This is a genomic window from Propionivibrio sp., from assembly GCF_016790145.1.
In the GTDB taxonomy this organism is placed as follows: Bacteria; Pseudomonadota; Gammaproteobacteria; order Burkholderiales; family Rhodocyclaceae; genus Propionivibrio.
Genome location: NZ_JAEUOI010000222.1, coordinates 1 through 18,911 on the forward strand (window position 1 = coordinate 1; position 18,911 = coordinate 18,911).

The 18,911-nt window shown below is 57.9% G+C and carries 17 protein-coding genes and 1 tRNA gene; 8 read left to right on the forward strand and 10 right to left on the reverse strand.

The window, feature by feature from the left end; translation table 11 throughout:
- Nucleotides 1-326: 326 nt before the first annotated feature.
- From JNM42_RS17880 to JNM42_RS17890, 3 genes are all read right to left on the reverse strand, one after another.
- On the reverse strand, nt 327-1,178 hold the full coding sequence (locus tag JNM42_RS17880) for an amidohydrolase family protein (protein ID WP_294273453.1): 852 nt from the start codon (nt 1,176-1,178) through the stop codon (nt 327-329).
- Between the two features lie 511 nt (nt 1,179-1,689).
- Nucleotides 1,690-4,098 (reverse strand): endopeptidase La, encoded by a 2,409-nt coding sequence (gene lon / locus JNM42_RS17885; protein ID WP_294273455.1) that lies wholly within the window; start codon nt 4,096-4,098, stop codon nt 1,690-1,692.
- 8 nt (nt 4,099-4,106) lie between these two features.
- A complete protein-coding gene (locus JNM42_RS17890) occupies nt 4,107-4,508 on the reverse strand; it encodes an Hsp20/alpha crystallin family protein (protein ID WP_294273461.1) in 402 nt (133 codons plus the stop codon).
- 340 nt (nt 4,509-4,848) lie between these two features.
- On the opposite strand from JNM42_RS17890, the gene JNM42_RS17895 reads away from it, so the two are divergent.
- From JNM42_RS17895 to JNM42_RS17905, 3 genes are all read left to right on the forward strand, one after another.
- Entirely contained in the window at nt 4,849-6,081 is a 1,233-nt protein-coding gene (locus JNM42_RS17895; protein WP_294273463.1) for an MFS transporter, read from the forward strand.
- A 166-nt stretch (nt 6,082-6,247) separates the two neighbouring features.
- Nucleotides 6,248-6,481, forward strand: coding sequence for a DUF3567 family protein (locus JNM42_RS17900; RefSeq protein WP_294273465.1), 234 nt, complete (start codon nt 6,248-6,250; stop codon nt 6,479-6,481).
- Between the two features lie 72 nt (nt 6,482-6,553).
- Nucleotides 6,554-6,751 (forward strand): DUF3460 family protein, encoded by a 198-nt coding sequence (locus JNM42_RS17905; protein ID WP_294273470.1) that lies wholly within the window; start codon nt 6,554-6,556, stop codon nt 6,749-6,751.
- Nucleotides 6,752-6,817: 66 nt separating this feature from the next.
- On the opposite strand, the gene JNM42_RS17910 is transcribed toward JNM42_RS17905, so the two are convergent.
- From JNM42_RS17910 to JNM42_RS17925, 4 genes are all read right to left on the reverse strand, one after another.
- Entirely contained in the window at nt 6,818-9,511 is a 2,694-nt protein-coding gene (locus JNM42_RS17910; protein ID WP_294273475.1) for a bifunctional acetate--CoA ligase family protein/GNAT family N-acetyltransferase, read from the reverse strand.
- 231 nt (nt 9,512-9,742) lie between these two features.
- Nucleotides 9,743-10,177, reverse strand: coding sequence for an OsmC family protein (locus JNM42_RS17915; protein ID WP_294273477.1), 435 nt, complete (start codon nt 10,175-10,177; stop codon nt 9,743-9,745).
- Between the two features lie 6 nt (nt 10,178-10,183).
- Nucleotides 10,184-11,248: a tRNA 2-selenouridine(34) synthase MnmH gene (mnmH, locus tag JNM42_RS17920; RefSeq protein WP_294273480.1), complete on the reverse strand. Its 1,065-nt coding sequence runs from the start codon at nt 11,246-11,248 to the stop codon at nt 10,184-10,186.
- A 5-nt stretch (nt 11,249-11,253) separates the two neighbouring features.
- Nucleotides 11,254-11,871 (reverse strand): arylesterase, encoded by a 618-nt coding sequence (locus tag JNM42_RS17925; RefSeq protein WP_294273483.1) that lies wholly within the window; start codon nt 11,869-11,871, stop codon nt 11,254-11,256.
- On the opposite strand from JNM42_RS17925, the gene JNM42_RS17930 reads away from it, so the two are divergent.
- Both JNM42_RS17930 and JNM42_RS17935 read left to right on the forward strand, forming a co-directional pair.
- Nucleotides 11,870-12,556, forward strand: a complete 687-nt coding sequence (locus JNM42_RS17930) for an ABC transporter ATP-binding protein (RefSeq protein WP_294273485.1) — start codon at nt 11,870-11,872, stop codon at nt 12,554-12,556. The genes JNM42_RS17925 and JNM42_RS17930 overlap by 2 nt on opposite strands.
- A gap of 112 nt (nt 12,557-12,668) precedes the next feature.
- Nucleotides 12,669-13,403, forward strand: coding sequence for a hypothetical protein (locus JNM42_RS17935; RefSeq protein ID WP_294273488.1), 735 nt, complete (start codon nt 12,669-12,671; stop codon nt 13,401-13,403).
- A gap of 189 nt (nt 13,404-13,592) precedes the next feature.
- Here the strand turns inward: JNM42_RS17935 and hpnE are convergent, their stop codons facing one another.
- From hpnE to hpnC, 3 genes are read right to left on the reverse strand one after another with little or no spacing between them, the layout of a single operon-like run.
- The gene (gene hpnE / locus JNM42_RS17940) at nt 13,593-14,900 is read right to left on the reverse strand and encodes a hydroxysqualene dehydroxylase HpnE (protein ID WP_294273490.1); all 1,308 of its coding nucleotides are present in this window, start codon (nt 14,898-14,900) and stop codon (nt 13,593-13,595) included.
- 7 nt (nt 14,901-14,907) lie between these two features.
- Nucleotides 14,908-15,741: a presqualene diphosphate synthase HpnD gene (hpnD, locus tag JNM42_RS17945; RefSeq protein WP_294273493.1), complete on the reverse strand. Its 834-nt coding sequence runs from the start codon at nt 15,739-15,741 to the stop codon at nt 14,908-14,910.
- A 43-nt stretch (nt 15,742-15,784) separates the two neighbouring features.
- Nucleotides 15,785-16,594 carry a squalene synthase HpnC gene (gene hpnC / locus JNM42_RS17950; protein ID WP_294273496.1) on the reverse strand — a complete coding sequence of 270 codons (810 nt, stop codon included), beginning with the start codon at nt 16,592-16,594 and terminating at the stop codon, nt 15,785-15,787.
- A 117-nt stretch (nt 16,595-16,711) separates the two neighbouring features.
- Here hpnC and JNM42_RS17955 point away from each other — a divergent pair.
- The 3 genes from JNM42_RS17955 (at nt 16,712) to clpP (ending at nt 18,856) form a co-directional block, all read left to right on the forward strand.
- Nucleotides 16,712-16,796, forward strand: a tRNA-Leu gene (locus tag JNM42_RS17955).
- 65 nt (nt 16,797-16,861) lie between these two features.
- On the forward strand, nt 16,862-18,193 hold the full coding sequence (gene tig, locus JNM42_RS17960; protein ID WP_294273499.1) for a trigger factor: 1,332 nt from the start codon (nt 16,862-16,864) through the stop codon (nt 18,191-18,193).
- 24 nt (nt 18,194-18,217) lie between these two features.
- Nucleotides 18,218-18,856 (forward strand): ATP-dependent Clp endopeptidase proteolytic subunit ClpP, encoded by a 639-nt coding sequence (clpP, locus tag JNM42_RS17965; RefSeq protein WP_294273502.1) that lies wholly within the window; start codon nt 18,218-18,220, stop codon nt 18,854-18,856.
- Nucleotides 18,857-18,911 lie beyond the last annotated feature (55 nt).

Below are 18,911 nucleotides of genomic sequence, written 5' to 3' on the forward strand. Positions count from 1 at the left end.
CCGCCTCCTGTGGCGGCGCACCGATTAGCATCATCCGGCAATACATTGAGCACCAGGCAACACCCGATTAACAACCAAGGGCAACGACGCCTACGGCGTCCGCGCTATCCATCCCCGACCAAACTCGACGGCTTCGCCTAACGGTTGCTTCGCAACCAGATCGTTTGGACGAGGCTTATCGCGCATTTGGGTAAATCCGTTGGCCAAGGCGATATTCGAAGGGTGTTTTGGTGTCGGCGAAACGATCAAGGTTGTCTGTGAGGGCGGCGTGTTGCGCTTCGAGACAGTCAGACCGGCAAACGTCTCAGGTTGCCGGAAGAACCGGGTTACGGTTTCAGGCCAAAGAGGCGTACGGCATTGCCCCAGGCAATCTTCTGTGCCACGAGCGGTGGCAGTTGATGCAGCCAGGGGCGGTAGCTGCCCATGATTTGCTGATACTGGTCCCAGCGTTCGTTGATCCAGGTGTCGGAACCGAGCAGGAAACGATCCGGGAAACGCTCGAACAAGCGGAGCCACTCGTCGGAGGGTTTGTCCAGTTTGCCTGCCGAGGCGCCGCTGATCCCGCTACGGTACGAGAGCTCGGCAATCAGCCCGGGGTAGGTACTGAGCATGTGCTCGACTTCTTCGACCGGTAATGAGAAACCGGTATGCGCCCAGATGATTCGGGCTTCGGGATAGAGTTCGAAGAGAATTTTCAGCGCGGGTACATCACTATGGGCATGCAGCAGCAAACCGTGTTTGCGGGCAAAGCGCACCATCTGTGCTACGAGCGGGCGGCGGGCTTCCTCGCCGTGAAGATGAAATTCGCCGATCCCGACGAAATAGCCGCTCCGGAATTCCTCCTCGATCAGCGTGATGGTCTCCGGATTGTTGAACCAGCTTGTGACATCGGCAAGGACCCGGTACGGGCGAAGGAAGGGAACAACCTGAAGCGCCTCGGAGCGTGCGGCATACAGGGCATGAGTTCCGGCATTCGGCCGACTGTTGGCCAGGATTCCGCGTACGCCAGTAACCTTGAAGAGTTCAAGTGCCTGGTCGAGTGGTATCCGAGGCGAGGGTTCCCAATTGTAGTGGAGATGCGCGTCGAAGAGAGGCAGCATTGGCTCGGGCGGTGCGGCGTGGGTTTTGCCCGCCAGGCCAAGGCTTGACAAAAGAATGAACAACAGAGCACGGGTCATGGCGTTGATTCCGGACGGCGGAAAACGTCCGACCGGGCGATTCCGGGATTGTTCCTACGTTCATCGCGCTTTCGGGGTTTACATCGACCTGCTCTCAGGGGCCGGTACGTCAAGCAAACCGCTCATATCGTGAAAGGGTTCAGGGCTGTAGCGTCAGCTTGAGCGTACCTGTGCCGAAAGTGATGATCACTGTTCCAACCAATAGAGAACCAAAAAGAAACCTAAAGGGAACTAAAAATAGGAAGCGAAAAGGCTCAGCATCGCATTATTCCCACTCGAAAAAAACCGATGCTGACCCCGACGGCACTTGGGCCGTTGGCAAGCCAGGAGTTGAGCACGACGCTGCAGTCAGGTGCAATAACGCGGCCAGTTGTTCTTCCGAGGCATCGGTGTAGAGCGCGGCCTCAGGGTCACCGGCTGTGCACACCTGCCAGTCTGCCCGTGAAACAAGAAGTCATATTCCGATCTTTGCATCCAGCAAGCCGTCGCGACTATGCAAAAAAGCGCCCTATTAAATTATCACAGCAATCTTCAATGCATCATCAACCTTTTCAAGCCAGATAAAATTCAGCTGGTTTCTGACCGTTTCGGGTATTTCTTCAAAGTCTCGTTGATTACGCGCCGGAAGCATGACAGTTTTTATCCCGGCCCTGGCCGCGGCGATCACTTTTTCTTTAATTCCACCGACGGGCAGCACTAAACCGCGCAGGCTGATTTCTCCGGTCATTGCAATATCGTTCTGAACAATGCGATCGGAAAACGCCGAATAGAGCGCAGTAAACATGGCGACGCCGGCGCTCGGGCCGTCTTTGGGAATGGCGCCCGCCGGAACGTGTACGTGAATGTCGTTTTTTTCGAATATTTCCGGATTTAAATTCAGCGCCGCGGCGTGCGATTTCACCAGACTTAGTGCGGCTTGTGCGCTTTCTTTCATAACATCGCCGAGCTGACCGGTGAGAATTAGCTTGCCGTTGCCTGGAACTTTGGTCGCTTCAATAAACAGGATGTCGCCGCCGACCGGTGTCCAGGCCAAACCTGTCGCCACACCCGTAATGCTAGTGCGCATGGCGACTTCGCTGTCAAACTTGCGAGGCCCCAGGATTTCCGGAATATGCTTAACATCGATATTCTCATTAAGTACCTGGCCTTCGGCAATGCGCATGGCTACCCGGCGAAACACCGTGCCGATTTCGCGTTCCAGATTTCTGCAACCCGCTTCGCGGGTATAATCCTGAATGATTAACAGAATCGCTTGATCGCTGATGGTGCATTGTTCCGGTGTCAGGCCATTCGCTTCAAGCTGCCTGCCCACCAGATAACGCCTGGCGATCTGGGCTTTTTCATCAAAGGTGTAGCCGGTTAACTCGATCACTTCCATGCGGTCGCGTAATGGGATGGGGATACTGTCCAGCACATTCGCCGTGCCGATGAACATGACATGGCTTAAGTCAAAGGCAACGCCCAGGTAATTGTCGCGAAAAGTTGAATTTTGCTCTGGGTCCAGCACTTCCAGCAAAGCTGAGGAAGGATCGCCCTGAATGCCGGAGCCGAGTTTATCCATTTCATCGAGCATAAATACCGGATTATTGGTCCCGGCTTTACGTATCGATTGAATAATATTGCCCGGCAATGCGCCGATATAGGTGCGTCGATGGCCACGAATCTCGGCTTCGTCATGCATGCCGCCAAGACTGGCGCGCACAAATTTACGCTCGCTGGCACGGGCAATACTGCGCCCTAATGACGTTTTGCCGACCCCGGGAGGGCCGACAAAACACAGAATCGGACTTTTTCCATTTGGATTCAATTTTCTAACCGCCAAAAATTCCAGAATGCGCTGCTTGATTTTCTCCAGGCCAAAATGGTCTTCATTAAGTATTTTCCTGGCTTTTGCAATATCAATAAGGCCTGCACTGGCTTTTGACCAAGGCAAATCAGTCAGCCAGTCAAGATAAGTGCGCACCATGGAATACTCGCCGCTGGCGTCGGACATATGCTGCAAACGATTCAGTTCCTTGCGCGCCTGTTTTTCGACTTCTTCTGGCATCTGGGCCGCCGTGATGGCGTTATTGATTTCTTCAATTTCGGCGGCATTCCCAATATCCTCGCCCAATTCTTTCTGAATGGCTTTCATTTGTTCACGCAACATAAACTCGCGCTGGCGTTGTCCCATGCTTTCCTGGGTCTGCTCATTAATCTGATTGGAGAGATTCAAGACTTCAATACGATAATTGAGTAATGCCAATACCTTGTCGAACCGTTCCTGAATATCGAATAACTCTAGTATTTCCTGCTTTTCTTCAGGTTTCGAAATGAGATAACTGGCAATCAAATCGGCAAGCAGGGATGGGGAGGTGACAGATTGAATAGCGTTAACCAGCTCGATTGGCGCCTGTCGCGTCAGATTAAGAACTTCCAGTGCTTTTTGTTTGACGGTAATTACTCGTGCATCAATATCCCTGGAGTTCACTTCAGGCTCTTCGTAACGTTCCACTCGCGCGACAAGGTAAGGATAGCCCTGCATGAAATCCTTGACACGAAAGCGCTGCACGCCCTGACACGCAATATGATGTGTGCCGTCAGGCATGGTTATGTAGCGCAAAATTTCCGCTACGGTACCTATGATGTAAAGTTCATCCGGGCTTGGATCGGAGTCAATGTCATGCAGCTGCATGAGTAATCCGATCGGTTTTTCCGAACGAATCGCCTGCTGCACGGCTGCGACCGATAGCTTTCGACCAATAGCCAGCGGCAAAACAACCTGTGGAAACAACACAGTTCCGCTCATGGGCAAAATAATCAGTGCATCTTCAGGAAGCTGAGGGAGTTCAGGCGAATCAACCTGTGGTGTTTCGGATAACGATTTTTCATTGTCATCCGCCGACCCGGGGAATATTTTTTTAAGGGCCTTGATGTTCATAGGTGTCCTTAAAATTTGCGCAGTGTAATTAATAAACAACCGTTCACAAGTTCACGGTGACCTATCTCAAAATGCCCGACTGGAAGCTCAATACTGCGTTCAAATCGTCCGTAAGGTATTTCCACCCGCCTTATTTCCGCTTCTTCGCTAACCGGAAAATTACGTTTGCCACTAATAAGCAGCTGGTCATTTTCAAGTATTACCTTCAAATGCTCGGGGGAAACGCCGGGTAGGGCGATCATGATTTTGAATTCATGCCGGGTTTCATAAATATCAATCGGCGGCTCCCAGGTTAGCGGTCTGGACTGCATGGAGGCCGGCCTGAAAAACTGACGATGCAAGCGCTCTGCTCTATCTATCATTGCACAGGCTTCTGCCCACATCCAGGATTCAAGATCATGTAATGGCATAAGATCGTTCCAAATCATTAAAGCAGTAATAGGCTACTCGATTAGATTATGCTAATTTGATACCAACATACTCGCATCAGTCAAATATTATCATTCGCCCATTGATTCGAACCTGACTTGCGCTGATCTTCAGCCAGCCTTAGCTAGTTTTGCTTGCAGGTGGTTGCAGCAGCGCGAAACAGGCTGACGCACTTTTCATGGCTACACCCCATCCATGATCGCCTGTGGCATGGCGTTACAGATCGATTGCCTGGCATGAGTTCTCCCCTGCTTCCGATTGCCGGTTCGGGTGCTTGCCGCTGTGGGCGTAGAATGACGGATCGTTCCAGGGGAGAGTGGCATGTCCGCATCAATCGAAGCTTCGCCAATTCGCAGCGATGTGGCGGTGATTGCGCTGGTGGGTTTTGCCCATGCCGTTTCGCATTTCTTTCATCTGGTCATTCCGCTGCTTTTTCCGTGGCTGATGCCGGCGTTCGGCCTGAGCTTTACGCAGGCCGGAGCGCTGATGAGCGTTTTTTTTGTCATTTCCGGAGTCGGACAGGCGCTGGCCGGACTGGTGGTCGATCGGATTGGATCGAAACCCGTCCTCTTCTGTGGCGTTTTGCTGCTCGCCCTCTCCGGCGTGTTGCTTGGCTTGGCGCAAAATTACGCGATGCTGATGCTTGCGGCGGGGGTGGCCGGTGCCGGCAACAGCGTTTTTCATCCGGCCGATTTCACGATAATCAATCGACGGGTAGCCAAAGCCCGCCTTGGTCATGCGTTTTCGGTGCATGGGCTGTCGGGGAATCTGGGTTGGGCGTTCGCCCCGCTGGTGATGACCCTCGTTGCCACCCAGGCGGGCTGGCGCGTGGCGGCTTTTACCGCAACCGCGCTGGCGCTAATTTCTTTCGCTCTGCTGTTCGCTCTGCGCGGAGAGCTCGACGATGCACAGGCGGTGTGTATCACCGGTAAAACGGAGGCAGACCGCCGCTCGGTTTCAACCTGGAGTATTCTGCGTTCGCCGGCGGTATTGCTCTGTTTTGTCTTTTTCTTCCTGATTACTGCTGCCTTTGGCGCCCTGCAGAACTTCTCTGCGGCGGCCCTGAAGGCGATGTACGATCTGTCGCTGGCCAGCGCCGCTTCCTGCCTGTCGGCGTACCTTCTCGGTGGTGCGGCCGGCATCGCTGTCGGTGGCTTTGTGGCAAACCGGCGCGCCCAGGAGCAGGTTATCGCGCTGTGCATCTCCTTCGGCGCCTTGATCAGCCTGCTGCTGGCCAGTGGCGTGGTGGTCGGCTGGGTGGTTCTTCCGCTGATGGCGGTGATGGGGTTTGGCATCGGCATCGCCGGTCCGTCGCGTGACCTGCTGGTGCGCAGGGCGGCAACGCAGGGGTTTGGCGAAGCCTCGTTCGGCAGGGTTTATGGCTTTGTCTATTCCGGTCTCGACGCCGGTCTGGCGTCGGCACCGCTGATCTTTGGCCCGATCATGGATGGCGGTCATTTCAGTACGCTGTGGGTGGCTGTCGCCTTGTTGCAGGGCCTTGCCGTGCTCTCGGCCTTGCTGGTCGGGCGTCAGGCCGATCCCGACAGGGTTTGAACTTAGTTTACAGCTTGCCGGTCGGACAAGCTGATAGAGCAACCCTGTTGTCTTGAAATAGAGCAAAGCGGACGCACCTTGTTATTGAGCAAAGCGGGTCCGTTTTGCAATGACTGGAGACGGTATGTTTCAGTTTGATTGCGCAACAGTACAGAAGGGAGTCGTCATGAATGTTGTTTATAACAGCGTGAATTATGCCATTGTCGCCTACCCGGTGCAGCAGGGCTTTGAGTTGGTCGATAAGCTGGGGGGCCGGAGCCTGTTTGTTCAGGGCTCGGTGGCCACTGGCTTGCGTGAGGCGATAGACAGGATACCTTACGCCGAACGCGATGAAGAATCGATTGATTCGTTGCTTGACGATTATTGTGTTGGCGCGGCGCGACCGATTGTTTATCACTGATCGCGCAAGGGTATAATCATCACTTGGTGGACTTGGTGGTCACCTTAACCCCATTTTTCAGGAACCCGGCCCATGGCCATTTACGAATCGGAACATACAAAATTCATGCGCGAAATGATGGCCAAGCACCCGGAATGGGTCGAGGATCAACTCGTCGGTCGCGCCCTGTTGTGGGACAGGAAGGTTGATCTTGCAGAACAAAAGACCCTCCGCGAGTCGAGCGAGCCGAATCGGTCCTATCCCTACGATGTGAATTTCGACCTGCCTTGAGTTTTTTGTCTTGGTCAACAAACGGCCAGATCGATATCTGGCCGTTTTTTCGGGTCGTTGGTCTGACTATTGGGCATGCAGGGGGCAGACGACACGTTTGACTGCCGGATCTTCGTGGTGCGGGTGGATAGTGAAGCCGAGGATGGTCATCAGGCGGAACATCTTGGTGTTCTGGGAAAGAACGTCGCCAACGACGGCCCGGTAGCCCTTCTGGCGCGCCGTTTCGATCAGCGCGCTCATCAGCCGGCGGCCAACGCCGTGCTTCTGCCACTCGTCGGCAACGGCGAGTGCAAACTCCACGGTTTCTCCGTCCGGATTGGTGACGTAGCGCGCCACACCGATCTGTACTTCCTTGCCGTCTGCGTCAGGCAGGGTGGCGATCAGCGCCATTTCACGGTCGTAGTCGATCTGAGTAAAGCGCACCAGCATCGACTGGGTGAGTTCACGCAGGGTGTCCATGAAACGGTAATACTTGCTTTCGTCGGAGAGGTTCTTGACGAAGGCCTGCTCCATCTCGGCGTCTTCCGGGCGGATCGGACGGATGGTGATGGTACGCCCATCCGGCTGTTCCCAGTTCTGGATCAGATGCACCGGATAGGGATGGATGGCCATGTGCGAATAGCGGTCGCCGCTGGTCGCCGCGAAATCGATGACAATGCGCGCGTCGACGGCGATGGCGCCGTGCTCATCGACGATCAGCGGGTTGAGATCGAGTTCCTGCAGCCAGGGAAGTTCGCACACCATCTCGGAGATGTTAAGCAGGACTTCTTCCAGCGCCTCCATGTTGACTGCGGGCATGTTGCGGAATTCGCCAAGCAGTTGCGCGGCATGTGTCGAGCGGATCAGATCCTGGGCCAGGAAGCGGTTGAGCGGCGGTAGCGCAACGGCACGATCGCTGAAAATTTCGACTTCGCTGCCGCCGGCGCCGAAGGTGATGATCGGGCCGAACGTCGGATCGCGCACCACGCCAACCATCAGTTCGCGTCCATTCGGTCGTGATAGATAAGGCTCGATCGAAACCCCGTTGACGCGTGCGGACGGGTGCTTTTTCTGAACCGTTTCGATGATGTCGTGATAGGCGTTGCGTACCGCTGCCGCGCTGGTGATATTGAGGCGCACCCCGCCGGCTTCTGTCTTGCGCACAAGATCCGGCGAATCGACCTTCATGGCGATCGGAAAGCCGATCTGCTCGGCAAGCAACAAGGACTCGGTCGGAGTACGAGCTACCATGGTTTGCGCCACCGGTATGCGGAAGGCACGCAATACCGCTTTCGACTCCATTTCAGAGAGCACTTTCCGGTGCTCCTGCAATACCGCTTCAATCAGCATCTTGGCGCCCTCGGTTTCCTTCTGGGTGCGCTTTGAGGAGCCTTCAGGTGTTTGCAGCAGCAGCATCTGGTTGCGGTAGTACGTCGAGATGTGATAGTAGAGCTCGACCGCTGTTTCGGGCTGGCGGAATGCCGGTATGCCGGCATGCTCCAGCGCGGCACGCCCGGCGGCGACCTGTTCCTCGCCCATCCAGCAGGTGAGCATGGGCTTCGAAGTCAGCTCGCAGACTTCGATGACGACTTGCGCAACGGCCATCGGCTCGGTCATGGCTTGTGGTGCGAGCATGATCAGTATGCCGTCAACCCCTTCGTCCTGCGCAACGGCAACGAGCGCGTCGCGATAGTGGGTGGGTGTCGCGTCGCCCTGGATGTCAATCGGGTTGCTGTGCGACCAGGTGGCTGGCAGCTTGGTGTTGAGTGCCTTTATCGTGTCCACAGAAAGCTCGGCCAGCGGAATATCCATATCGCCAGCCCGATCGGCGGCCATGGCGCCCGGCCCGCCCCCGTTGGTGACGATGGCCAGTCGTTTGCCGAGCGGGCGGAACCTGGACGCCAGAGCTTTCGAGGCGTAGAACAACTGGCCGATGTTTTGCACGCGCACAACGCCCGAGCGGCGCACGGCTGCATCGAAAACGATGTCGGAACCGGCGATCATTCCCGAGTGCACCATCACCGCCGCCGAGCCGGCGGCGTGGCGCCCGGCCTTGAGCAGGATGATCGGTTTGATCCGTGCTGCCGAGCGCAGCGCACTCATGAAACGACGTGAGTTCCGTATGCCTTCGATATAGAGCAGGATGTAATGCGTGCGATTGTCGTAGACCAGGTAATCGAGAATTTCACCGAAGTCGACATCGGCGGTGCTGCCGAGCGAGATGACGCTGGAGAAGCCGATCCGGTTGCTTTTTGCCCAGTCGAGAACGGCGGAACAGATGGCCCCAGACTGTGAAACAAGTGCCAGATTTCCGACACTGGCGCCGACCCGCAGGAAGGTGGCGTTGAGGCCAAGTTCGGGGCGTATGATGCCCAGGCAGTTGGGGCCGAGAACGCGGACGTTGTAGCTGCGGGCGATTTCCAGCGTTTTTCGCTCAAGCGCTGCGCCTGAATGGCCGGCTTCCGAAAAGCCGGCGGTGATGATGATGATGTTCTTGATGCCGCTGCGACCGCATTGTTCAACGATGTTGGGAACCGTCTGCGCACGCGTGGCGATGATGGCCAGTTCAACGCGCGCACCGATGTCCTCAATCGACTTGTAGGCCTGCTGGCCCTGTACGGTCTCGTGCTGCGGGTTGATCGGATAAAGGCGTCCCTTGAAACCCGATTCGAGCATGTTTTTGAAAAGGACGTTGCCGACCGAATTCTCGCGGTCAGAGGCGCCGATCACGGCAACCGATTCGGGTTCAAAAAGCGTGGTGAGATAGTGTTGTTCGATCATCGTAATTCACTCTGGTGGTGAGATGGCCGCAATTAATGCTGCACTGCAATATTATATCACTGATCACTAATGCGCTTGTATAAAAAATCATTTAAATCCACTCGTGCATTTCGTTATCTGGTTTGCCATGAGGCCGTTTTGCGCAAGCTGTGCAATGGATTTTTTCACAGGTGCGCAGCCCGTCACGTCTTGTGCGGCGCAGCATCCAAAGCGAGGGCAGGGCAGGCCTGTTCATCCGGCAAGGGTGCTATCGATCCGGATGTCGGAACAGAGCGTGCGATACATCGGGCAGCGGTTGGCGATTTCGAGCAGGCGACTGCGTTGCTCCACCTGCAAGTCGCCTTCCAGCGTGATGGTCCGCTCGATGCGGTCAACCTTGCCGAGTCCTTGAATACTGATCTTTTCATGCGTCAAGGCAACGCTGATCCGGGTCAGCGCGAGCCCTTTGCGTTCGGCGTACATGCGTAGCGTCATCGAGGTACACGAACCCAGCGCGGCGAGCAGGAAGTCGGAAGGTGCCGGGCCGGCATCGGCGCCACCCGCGGCGACGTGCTCATCGGCGATAAGCGAGTGACGGCCGACGCGTACCGTCTGCTGGTAACGCCCCTGGCCGTTTTCGCTGACGATCAGGGAAGTTGGGGGGATTGGGGTTTCATTATTTTGCATGGCGTCTTATTCGCTGGGTGAATGGCCGACGATCCGGTCGGCCAGTGTCTTGATGCCGGCCGGGCTCAGATCGTCGGTGGCAAGGTTTTGCGCGGTACTGAAGCCGGTGAAATTGTACTTCTGGGAACGTCGGTAGAGCGGATCGTAATGCAGTTCGAGCAGTTCGCCGACCAGCGCCTGCCATTCGCCGTTTCTGGCATAAGCCTGCCAGCGATTGATCGTCACTCGGCTTTGCTGCCGGTCGAGTACGTCAAGTCGCGAATTGAACCACTCCGGAGCCTTCAGGAAGTACGCGTAATCGCGCAGCAGGAATTCAACGCGTGCCGCGAATGACGCCTCGATGTTGATACACGTGCCTGCACGCAGGGTTTCGAGCAGCGCGTCGGGCACCTGGATAGTGCCGATCTTGCGGCTCTCGGCCTCGATATACACCGGGCGTGATGGGTCAAGGCATTGCAGATCAAGGAGTAGCCTGGTCTCGAACATCTTTTGCGAAGGTTGCGGCGAATCGGGCAGCACGCCAAGTACCGAACCCTTGTGACAGGAAAGCGCCTCAAGGTCGAGTACCGGTTCTCCGCGCTGGGCCAGGGCCTGAAGAAGGCGGCTCTTGCCGCTGCCGGTGGCACCGCAGATCACCTTGAAGGTAAATCGGCGCGGCAATTCGGCGAGCTCGTCGAGCACCTGCCGGCGGTAGATCTTGTAGCCGCCTTCCAGTTGCTGCGCATCCCAGCCGATGCGCCGGAAGACATAGGTCATCGCGCCGCTGCGTTGACCGCCGCGCCAGCAGACGATCAGCGGACGCCAGTTTTTTGGCCGCTCAAGAAAAGTTTCGCGCAGGTGGCGGGCAATGTTCATGGAAACGTAGGCCGCGCCGATTTTCTTGGCCTCAAAAGGAGAGGACTGTTTGTAAAGCGTGCCGACCTCGATGCGCTGATCGTTGTCGAGCACCGGGCAGTTGATCGAGCCGGGGATGTGGTCGTCGGCAAACTCGGCGGGCGTCCGGACATCGATGATTTCGTCAAAGAAACGATAGTCTTCGATGTGCTCAACGCGGGTGATGCCGTGTGTCATGGCGGTTATTTTAACAGCGGCTCAAGCCCTCGCCAGACATTGTCGAGCAGACGCGGCTGCGCCTCGGCGGTCGGATGCAGGTTGTCCGCCTGGAAAAGCTGCGCCTGCGTTGCCACGCCCTCTAGCAGAAAGTCAACGAACGCGGTCTGTCGGGACTTCGCCACTTCGCTGAAGGTGTTGTGGAACTGGACTGCGTAGGCACCGTAATTCGGCGGCAGGCGCTGGCCGACGATGAGCACTCTGGCTTTCTGCTTTTGCGCGCTGGCGGTCATCGCCAGCAGGTTGTCGCGCATGGTGGCTACCGGCAGACCGCGCAAGCCATCGTTGGCGCCGAGCGCGATGATCACGATGTGTGGTGCATGTCGGGCGAGTGCCGCATCGAGGCGGGTGCGACCGCCACTGGTGGTTTCTCCCGAGATGCTGGCGTTGACGACGTTATAATCAAGCTGCTTCTCGTGCAGCCGTCTGGCCAGCAAAGCCGGCCACGCTGCGTCCTGCCGGATTCCATAGCCGGCCGAGAGCGAGTCGCCGAAAACCAGGATGGTTCTGGCCGCCTGAGCCGTTGGGGCGAGCAGTGCCAGTCCGATCAGCAACAGACCATGGATGAATGGAATGCGAAACATGAATTCGGCAATCTCGAATGTGCTTGAAGTCAGCAGGCTGACCAAATGCGTTGATAACGGTGGCGAAGCGTTGACTATACTGCATGACAATTCGTTCTCCGTAGCGGCCGGGGAAACGGTGGCTATCGTTGGCGCCTCCGGGTCGGGCAAATCGACCCTGCTCGGACTGCTGGCCGGCCTCGATCTGCCGAGCAGTGGTTCGGTAACGTTGGCCGGCGAGCCGCTTGGACAGCTCGACGAGGATTCGCGCGCCGTATTGCGCGGCCGTCTGCTCGGCTTCGTCTTTCAGTCGTTTCAGTTGCTTCCTTCACTGAGCGCCATCGAGAACGTGATGCTGCCGCTGGAACTTGCGGGGACGGCCAATGCGCGCAGCGAGGCGGAATTCTGGCTGGATCGGGTCGGGCTGTCGCATCGGCTGCGCCATTACCCGAAGCACCTGTCCGGCGGCGAGCAGCAACGCGTCGCGCTGGCGCGTGCCTTTGCCCCCCGACCCAGGCTGGTACTGGCCGACGAGCCGACCGGCAACCTCGACGCCGCAACCGGCCACCAGATCATCGAACTGATGTTTGCAATCAATGCCGAACGCGGAACGACGCTGATTCTGGTCACACACGACGAGGAAATTGCCGCACGCTGCGCCCGCCGGCTGCGCATGCACGCCGGGCAGATCGAGGAAGTCATTTAACGGCTTGCGCTGAACTTCGTGGCGGACATTCGCGAAACTTGCCCATTGCGATCCCGGCCACTTGTTCGCGATAGGCGTTTGCATTAGCTTGAAGCGGGTAGGAGAAATAAATATGACTTTGGAGCAAAAAAAGAATCCGAAGCCCGATGGCTCGATGGCACTGACTCCGATGGCAGAATTTTCTGCTTGGCAAACGAATCGTGCCAGACCCAAGCGGGTAGCGCTTCTGTGCGTTGCGACCTTGATATGCAGCACGGTGTTGGCGCAACAGGAACCCGACCCGCCGTTGCCAATGCCGACCGAGGCGCAACTGCAACGCGGGCGCGAGTTACTCGACAAGATTGCCTATGTCATTACCAGCGTGTCGCTTTCGGACGCACCTGCCGTGCTCAAGGTCTTCGGCTTCACCGAACTCAAGCAAGTTGAGTATCCAGACCATGTGTGGGTTCGCCCCAAGGGCAAGGTGTTCAAATTCGCACAACCAGATGAACTGGCAGGGACAGGATTTACGGCGATTTCTGTGCAGCCGAGGATTGAAAACCCTCGCCCAGGTGCAGTCGTTGCCAGGTTTTCTGCTAGATTTGCACTTAGCGAAACCTGCGTAACGATGGACGATGCGCGCCGGGTGCTGGAGCCGATAGCCACCACAATTACCAGCGAGCCGATCATAGTTCTTGATTCCGGGCCACGCCCAAAGCCCTTGCATGAAACTGGAGGCTTGACCTTTTCCGGGCTGCGAACGCCATTCTATCCGGCATCCGGAATCACGTTCACATTCGAGTATCAAACCTGCGCCCAAAGTTTCGGATTCGCCTATTACAACGCCAACAAGGAGACAAGCAAATGACTACCCCTGCACTGACCGTCGCTGACTTTGGCAGCAAATTCCTGGCCATCGGACAGAGAAGGTCAGAGTGACAACAAGGGACACCTTTCTTCTACAAGCTTCCTGACAGCATGTGTCCGGGAAGCACGTCAATAAACGATCCCGGCACTACAGCCCTTGAGCGGGCACAGAGACTAAAAATGCCCGTATTCACTGGCTGGCCAGCCTGCTCCTCAGCGCCCCCCTGGCCGCCGTAATACCGCTGCGCACTGCGCCTTCGAGTGTTGCCGGGTAGTCGGCGCAGGTGTAGTCGCCGGCCAGCCACAGGTCACGGAGCGGGGTCCGTGCCGTGGGGCGCGGCAGGTCGGGGCGGCAGGAGAAGGTTGCGCGGCGCTCGCGGATGACCCAATGCCACAAGGGCTGAGGCAATGGCCTGGCCAGGGCTTCTTCAAGCTCGCCGTGCAGGATGGCGACCAGCACTTCGTTGTTGCGCTGGTCCCAGGCGCCTTGCGCGCTCAGCACGAAGCTCATGACGCCGGGCGTAGCGCACAGCGTGCCGCGGTCAAAAACCCATTGCCCCAGTCCTCCTTCGCGTCCACCGTCGAGCCCGAGCATGGGGCAGGGCAGACTGACTTCGGGCGGATAGCCGGCATAGGCCGTGCCGATCGGCTCGTAGGTGTATTCGGCGAGCATGTCGGCGATGGCGGCGGTTTCCGGCTGTCCGGCGAGCAGACTTACAGCGTGCTGAGGGGCAAGGGCGAGAATGACGCGATCGAATAGTTCGCCCTCAATGTGAAGCTGCGGGCGAATCTGCTCGACGCGGGTCGTCAGCCTGATTTTCCCGCCGTGGGCGCGGACGTAATCAGCCGCCGCACTCGGGAACACTCGGTCAAGATCGGTGGCCGGCAGCAGCAGGTCGGTGTCGGCGCGGCGAGCGCCGAGGCTGTCGCGCAGGACGTTGGCAAAGATTTGCGCCGAGGCGTGTTGCGGCGCCGTGTTGAGCGCGGCGAGGCACAGCGGTTCCCACAGGTAGCGGCGCAGCTTGCCCTGCTGGCCATGGCGGTCGAGCAGTTCGGCCACCGTGCCGTCGGTTGCCAGCCGATAGTTGCATCCTTGCAGGTAGCGCATGAAACGGACGGTAGCGAATTTCTCGCCGAGGCCGGCACCCTGCGCAGCAAAAAGGCCGATGGCCAGATTCAGTGGAGCCGGCAGGCGCGGAAGGCGCAGGCGGAAGCCGGCGCCGGGGTAGTGCAAATCGAGTGGAAGCCGCCTGAGCAGGTGTTCGGGATTGGCACCGACGGTTTGTATCAGGCGCAGCGTTTCGCGATAGGCGCCAATCAGCAGGTGCTGGCCGTTGTCCAGGCGATGGCCGTGCGTCTCGACACTGCGCGCGCGACCGCCGAGCTGTTTTGCCGCCTCGAATACGGTGACCTCGGCTCCGGCAGTGACCAACTCAACGGCGGCGGCCAGCCCGGCCCAGCCACCGCCGATGACAGCGACATTCAGGCGCGCTTTCAAACCTGATTCAACCCTTGATCCAGGTGCGCCAGGCGATCCACAGTTTGCGCACCGGCGTCAGCGAGGTGCGCTGGGTGAGAACCTGGCAACCATCGCGTTTGATCTCGTCGAGCAGGGTGCGGTAGATCCCCGCCATGACCAGACCGGGGCGCTGCGCTTTGCGGTCAATGGCAGGCAGTTCGCTCATGGCTTGCTCGTAGTAGTGTTCCGCGCGTTCGATCTGGAACTCCATCAGGCGACGGAAGTTGTCCGAATGGCGGGCATTGAGGATGTCGGCGACGGAAACGTCGTAGCGCTTCAGCTCATCGACCGGCAGGTAGACGCGGCCCCGGCGGGCATCTTCGCCGATGTCGCGAATGATGTTGGTCAACTGGAAAGCCATGCCGAGATCGTGTGCGTATTTCTGTGTCTTGCGTTCCCGATAACCGAAAATTTCTGCGGCGAGCAGACCGACGACGCCGGCGACGCGGTAGCAGTAGAGCGACAGCGACTTGAAGTCAAGGTAGCGCGTCTGCTGCAGGTCCATGGCCATGCCGTCGATAATCTCGAGCAGTTGCTCCTGCGGCAGATTGAATTCGGCAAGCACCGGCAGCAGTGCCCGGGTGACCGGATGTTCCGGCTGGCCGGCGTAGAGTTTCGCCAGTTCCTGTCGCCACCAGGCCAGCTTGGTGGCGGCGATCTGGGGGTCCTGGCATTCATCGACCACATCGTCGACCTCGCGGCAAAACGCGTAGAGCGCGGTAATCGCGCGTCGCCGGTTGGGCGGGAGAAACAGAAAGCTGTAATAAAAGCTGGAGCCACTCTGGGCCGCTTTTTGCTGGCAGTACTCGTCGGGCGTCATTCGCTGTTCCGGACTTTGCATAGGGGTTGGCATGTCGCGATTTTTACATAAACAGCGAGCGGCCGCTCATGACCAGCCAGTCGCTCGCGCCCAGCAGTGGGCGGTGACGGAAAACATCGCCGCGCACGCGGCGGATTTTTTCAAGGATGCGCAGGCCGCCCTGGACGGTCAAACGGATTTCCCAGCCCATGCGCCCCGGCAGTTGATGAACCAACGGTGCGCCTTCAAGCAGCAGACGGCGTGTACGATCGGTCTGGTAATCAAGCAGCGCCGCCCACCCGGCGCTCCAACGCCGTTCGGCGATCTGTGCTTCGTCGATGCCGAAGCGGGCGAGATCGGTTTGTGGGAGGTAGACGCGATCCTTTTCCCAGTCGATGGCAATGTCCTGCCAGAAGTTGATCAACTGCAGCGCCGTGCAGATGCAATCCGAGCGCTGCAGGTTCTCGTTGCCGGCACGGTCGACAAGATGCACCAGCAGGCGACCGACCGGATTGGCCGAGCGTCGGCAGTAGTCGAGCAGTTCGGCCTCATCGGTGTAGCGCTTCTTGACAACATCCTGGGCGAAAGCGGCAAGCAGGTCGCGGAATAGTTGCAGCGGAAGATGCCACTCGCCGATCACCTCGGCCAGCTCGTTGAACGCTGGATCGGCCGGGCGTTGTCCACGTTCAATGCGCTCAAGTTCGGCGCCATACACCGCCAGCGCCTGGAGGCGTTCTGCATCGCCGGCTTCCCCCTCGTCGGCAATGTCGTCGGCTCCGCGTGCAAAACGGTAGATCGCCTCGATCGGGCGGCGCAGGCGTTTGGGCAGCAGGACAGACGCGACGGGAAAGTTTTCGTAATGATCTACGGACATTGCAGATATCGTGGATAGCGCGCTGGATGGGTAGTGGTGATGTTTGCTCTCGGTCAAGCGTTCCAGCGGCAGCGGCTGACAGTATAGGTACATCTCGGTTAAAATGGCCGATTAAGCGCGAGAGTGGCGGAATTGGTAGACGCACTGGATTTAGGTTCCAGCGCCGCAAGGCGTGGGGGTTCGACTCCCTTCTCTCGCACCATGGCCTGACTGATCGACTGAGCGGCAGATTATCAGCCCGAATTTTCAAGACTTCAAGGAATTTGAATGGAAACCAACGCAACAACTAACCTCCCCGAAGCGGCGCTGCCAACCAACGCGCTCGAGCGTCGTCTGGATCTGACGGTGGCTATCGCCGATCTCGACCGGGAGATTGATCAGCGCCTGAGGCGGCTGGGCAAGAGCTTCAAGATGCCGGGCTTCCGTCCCGGCAAGGTGCCGGCGTCCATCGTCAAGCAGCAGCACGGCGATCAGGCGCGACACGAAGCGCTGAACGAAGCGCTTGAACGTGCCTTTGGCGAGGCCGTCAAGAGCCGGCAACTGCGCGTTGCCGGCTACCCGAACATCGAGCCGAAGACCAGCGAAAGTTCGACGCATATCGAGTTTTCGGCCGTATTCGAGGTTTATCCCGAGATCACGCTGGGCGAGCTGAAGGACGTTGAAATCGAGCGCCCGGTGCTTGAGGTCGGCGCCGCTGAAATGGAGAGCACGCTGGCGGTCCTGCGCAAGCAACGCGTGCGTTACGAGCCGGTTGATCGCGCCGCCGCCGTGGGGGATCGGGTGACGATCGATTTTCTCGGCAAGAAGGACGGCGAGCCTTTCCATGGCGGTCAGGCCAATGACTATCACTTCGTGCTCGGCGAGGGCGCCATGCTGGCTGACTTCGAAAATGCGGTGATCGGCCTTAAGGCCGGCGAAGCCAAATCCTTCGACATGGTTTTTCCGGCGGACTATTCGGCCAAAGATCTGGCCGGTCAGAGCGTGACTTTCGCGATCAGCGTCAAGGAAGTTCGCGAGGCCATCCTGCCGGAGCTGGATGCCGATTTCGCCAGGGCGCTTGGCGTTGAGGACGGCGACATCGTCAAGATGCGCGCCGAGGTCGAAACCAATCTGAAGCGCGAGGTCAAGAAGCGTTTGCAGGGCAAGGTCAAGGATCAGGTCATGGAGGCGCTGCTCAAGGCCAACCCGATCGACGTTCCAGGCGCACTGGTTGAACTGGAAATTCAACGCCTGATGCAGGCCGCTCGCCAGGACATGGAGCAGCGGGGAGGCATCAAGATGAAGGACTTCCCGATGCAGCGCGAGTGGTTTGTCGACCAGGCCAGGCGTCGGGTCAGCCTGGGTCTCATTCTGTCAGAGATCGTCAAGGTTAATGAACTGCATGCCAAATCGGATCAGGTGAGGACGATTGTCGAGGACGCGGCGCAAAGCTACGAGCATCCTGAGGAAGTCATCCGCTGGTACTATGCTCAACCGCAGCGTCTTGCCGAGATTGAAGGCGTGGCGATCGAGGATAATGTCGTGGCCTGGGCACTATCCCGTGCACGGGTTGTCGATAAGACGGTCGCCTTTGACGAACTGATGGGTCAGAAGTCCTGATCGAAGGCATTACAAGGAGCTCGCATGAAACAGAATCATTCGGAATTCGAAAACGGCTGGGATCCGCAGGCGCTGGGTATGGTGCCGATGGTTATCGAGCAAAGCGGACGTGGCGAGCGGGCTTACGACATCTACTCGCGCCTGCTCAAGGAGCGCGTCATTTTTCTGGTTGGGCCGGTCAATGACATCACCGCCAATCTGGTCGTTGCGCAGCTTCTCTTCCTCGAAGCCGAGAATCCGGACAAGGACATCCACTTTTATATCAATTCGCCGGGCGGGTCGGTGTCGGCTGGAATGTCGATTTACGATACCATGCAGTTCATCAAGCCCGATGTGTCGACACTGTGCATGGGGCAGGCCTGCTCGATGGGGGCCTTCCTGCTGACGGCCGGAATGAAAGGCAAGCGTTTCGCTCTGCCCAATTCTCGCGTGATGATTCATCAGCCGATGGGTGGTTTTCAGGGGCAGGCCTCGGATATTGCCATTCACGCCAAGGAGATTCTCGCCTTGCGCGCCAAACTCAATGAGATCATGGCGCATCATACCGGGCAACCGATTGAGCGAATCGAACGGGACACCGACCGTGATAATTTCCTTTCGGCTCAGGAAGCGGCAGAATACGGGTTGATCGACAAGGTGTTGGTCAGCCGTGAAGCAATCTGACTTCGGGTTTGGTTTCAGGATTGAATCAATCGCCACTTGAAATGAGGTAGGCCGA

Bases quoted from the DNA above. Each gene is read 5' to 3' on its own strand.
- JNM42_RS17880 (WP_294273453.1), bottom strand. From the start codon at position 1,178: ATGACCCGTGCTCTGTTGTTCATTCTTTTGTCAAGCCTTGGCCTGGCG.
- lon (WP_294273455.1), bottom strand. From the start codon at position 4,098: ATGAACATCAAGGCCCTTAAAAAAATATTCCCCGGGTCGGCGGATGAC.
- JNM42_RS17890 (WP_294273461.1), bottom strand. From the start codon at position 4,508: ATGCCATTACATGATCTTGAATCCTGGATGTGGGCAGAAGCCTGTGCA.
- JNM42_RS17895 (WP_294273463.1), top strand. From the start codon at position 4,849: ATGTCCGCATCAATCGAAGCTTCGCCAATTCGCAGCGATGTGGCGGTG.
- JNM42_RS17900 (WP_294273465.1), top strand. From the start codon at position 6,248: ATGAATGTTGTTTATAACAGCGTGAATTATGCCATTGTCGCCTACCCG.
- JNM42_RS17905 (WP_294273470.1), top strand. From the start codon at position 6,554: ATGGCCATTTACGAATCGGAACATACAAAATTCATGCGCGAAATGATG.
- JNM42_RS17910 (WP_294273475.1), bottom strand. From the start codon at position 9,511: ATGATCGAACAACACTATCTCACCACGCTTTTTGAACCCGAATCGGTT.
- JNM42_RS17915 (WP_294273477.1), bottom strand. From the start codon at position 10,177: ATGCAAAATAATGAAACCCCAATCCCCCCAACTTCCCTGATCGTCAGC.
- mnmH (WP_294273480.1), bottom strand. From the start codon at position 11,248: ATGACACACGGCATCACCCGCGTTGAGCACATCGAAGACTATCGTTTC.
- JNM42_RS17930 (WP_294273485.1), top strand. From the start codon at position 11,870: ATGAATTCGGCAATCTCGAATGTGCTTGAAGTCAGCAGGCTGACCAAA.
- JNM42_RS17925 (WP_294273483.1), bottom strand. From the start codon at position 11,871: ATGTTTCGCATTCCATTCATCCATGGTCTGTTGCTGATCGGACTGGCA.
- JNM42_RS17935 (WP_294273488.1), top strand. From the start codon at position 12,669: ATGACTTTGGAGCAAAAAAAGAATCCGAAGCCCGATGGCTCGATGGCA.
- hpnD (WP_294273493.1), bottom strand. From the start codon at position 15,741: ATGACGCCCGACGAGTACTGCCAGCAAAAAGCGGCCCAGAGTGGCTCC.
- hpnC (WP_294273496.1), bottom strand. From the start codon at position 16,594: ATGTCCGTAGATCATTACGAAAACTTTCCCGTCGCGTCTGTCCTGCTG.
- tig (WP_294273499.1), top strand. From the start codon at position 16,862: ATGGAAACCAACGCAACAACTAACCTCCCCGAAGCGGCGCTGCCAACC.
- clpP (WP_294273502.1), top strand. From the start codon at position 18,218: ATGAAACAGAATCATTCGGAATTCGAAAACGGCTGGGATCCGCAGGCG.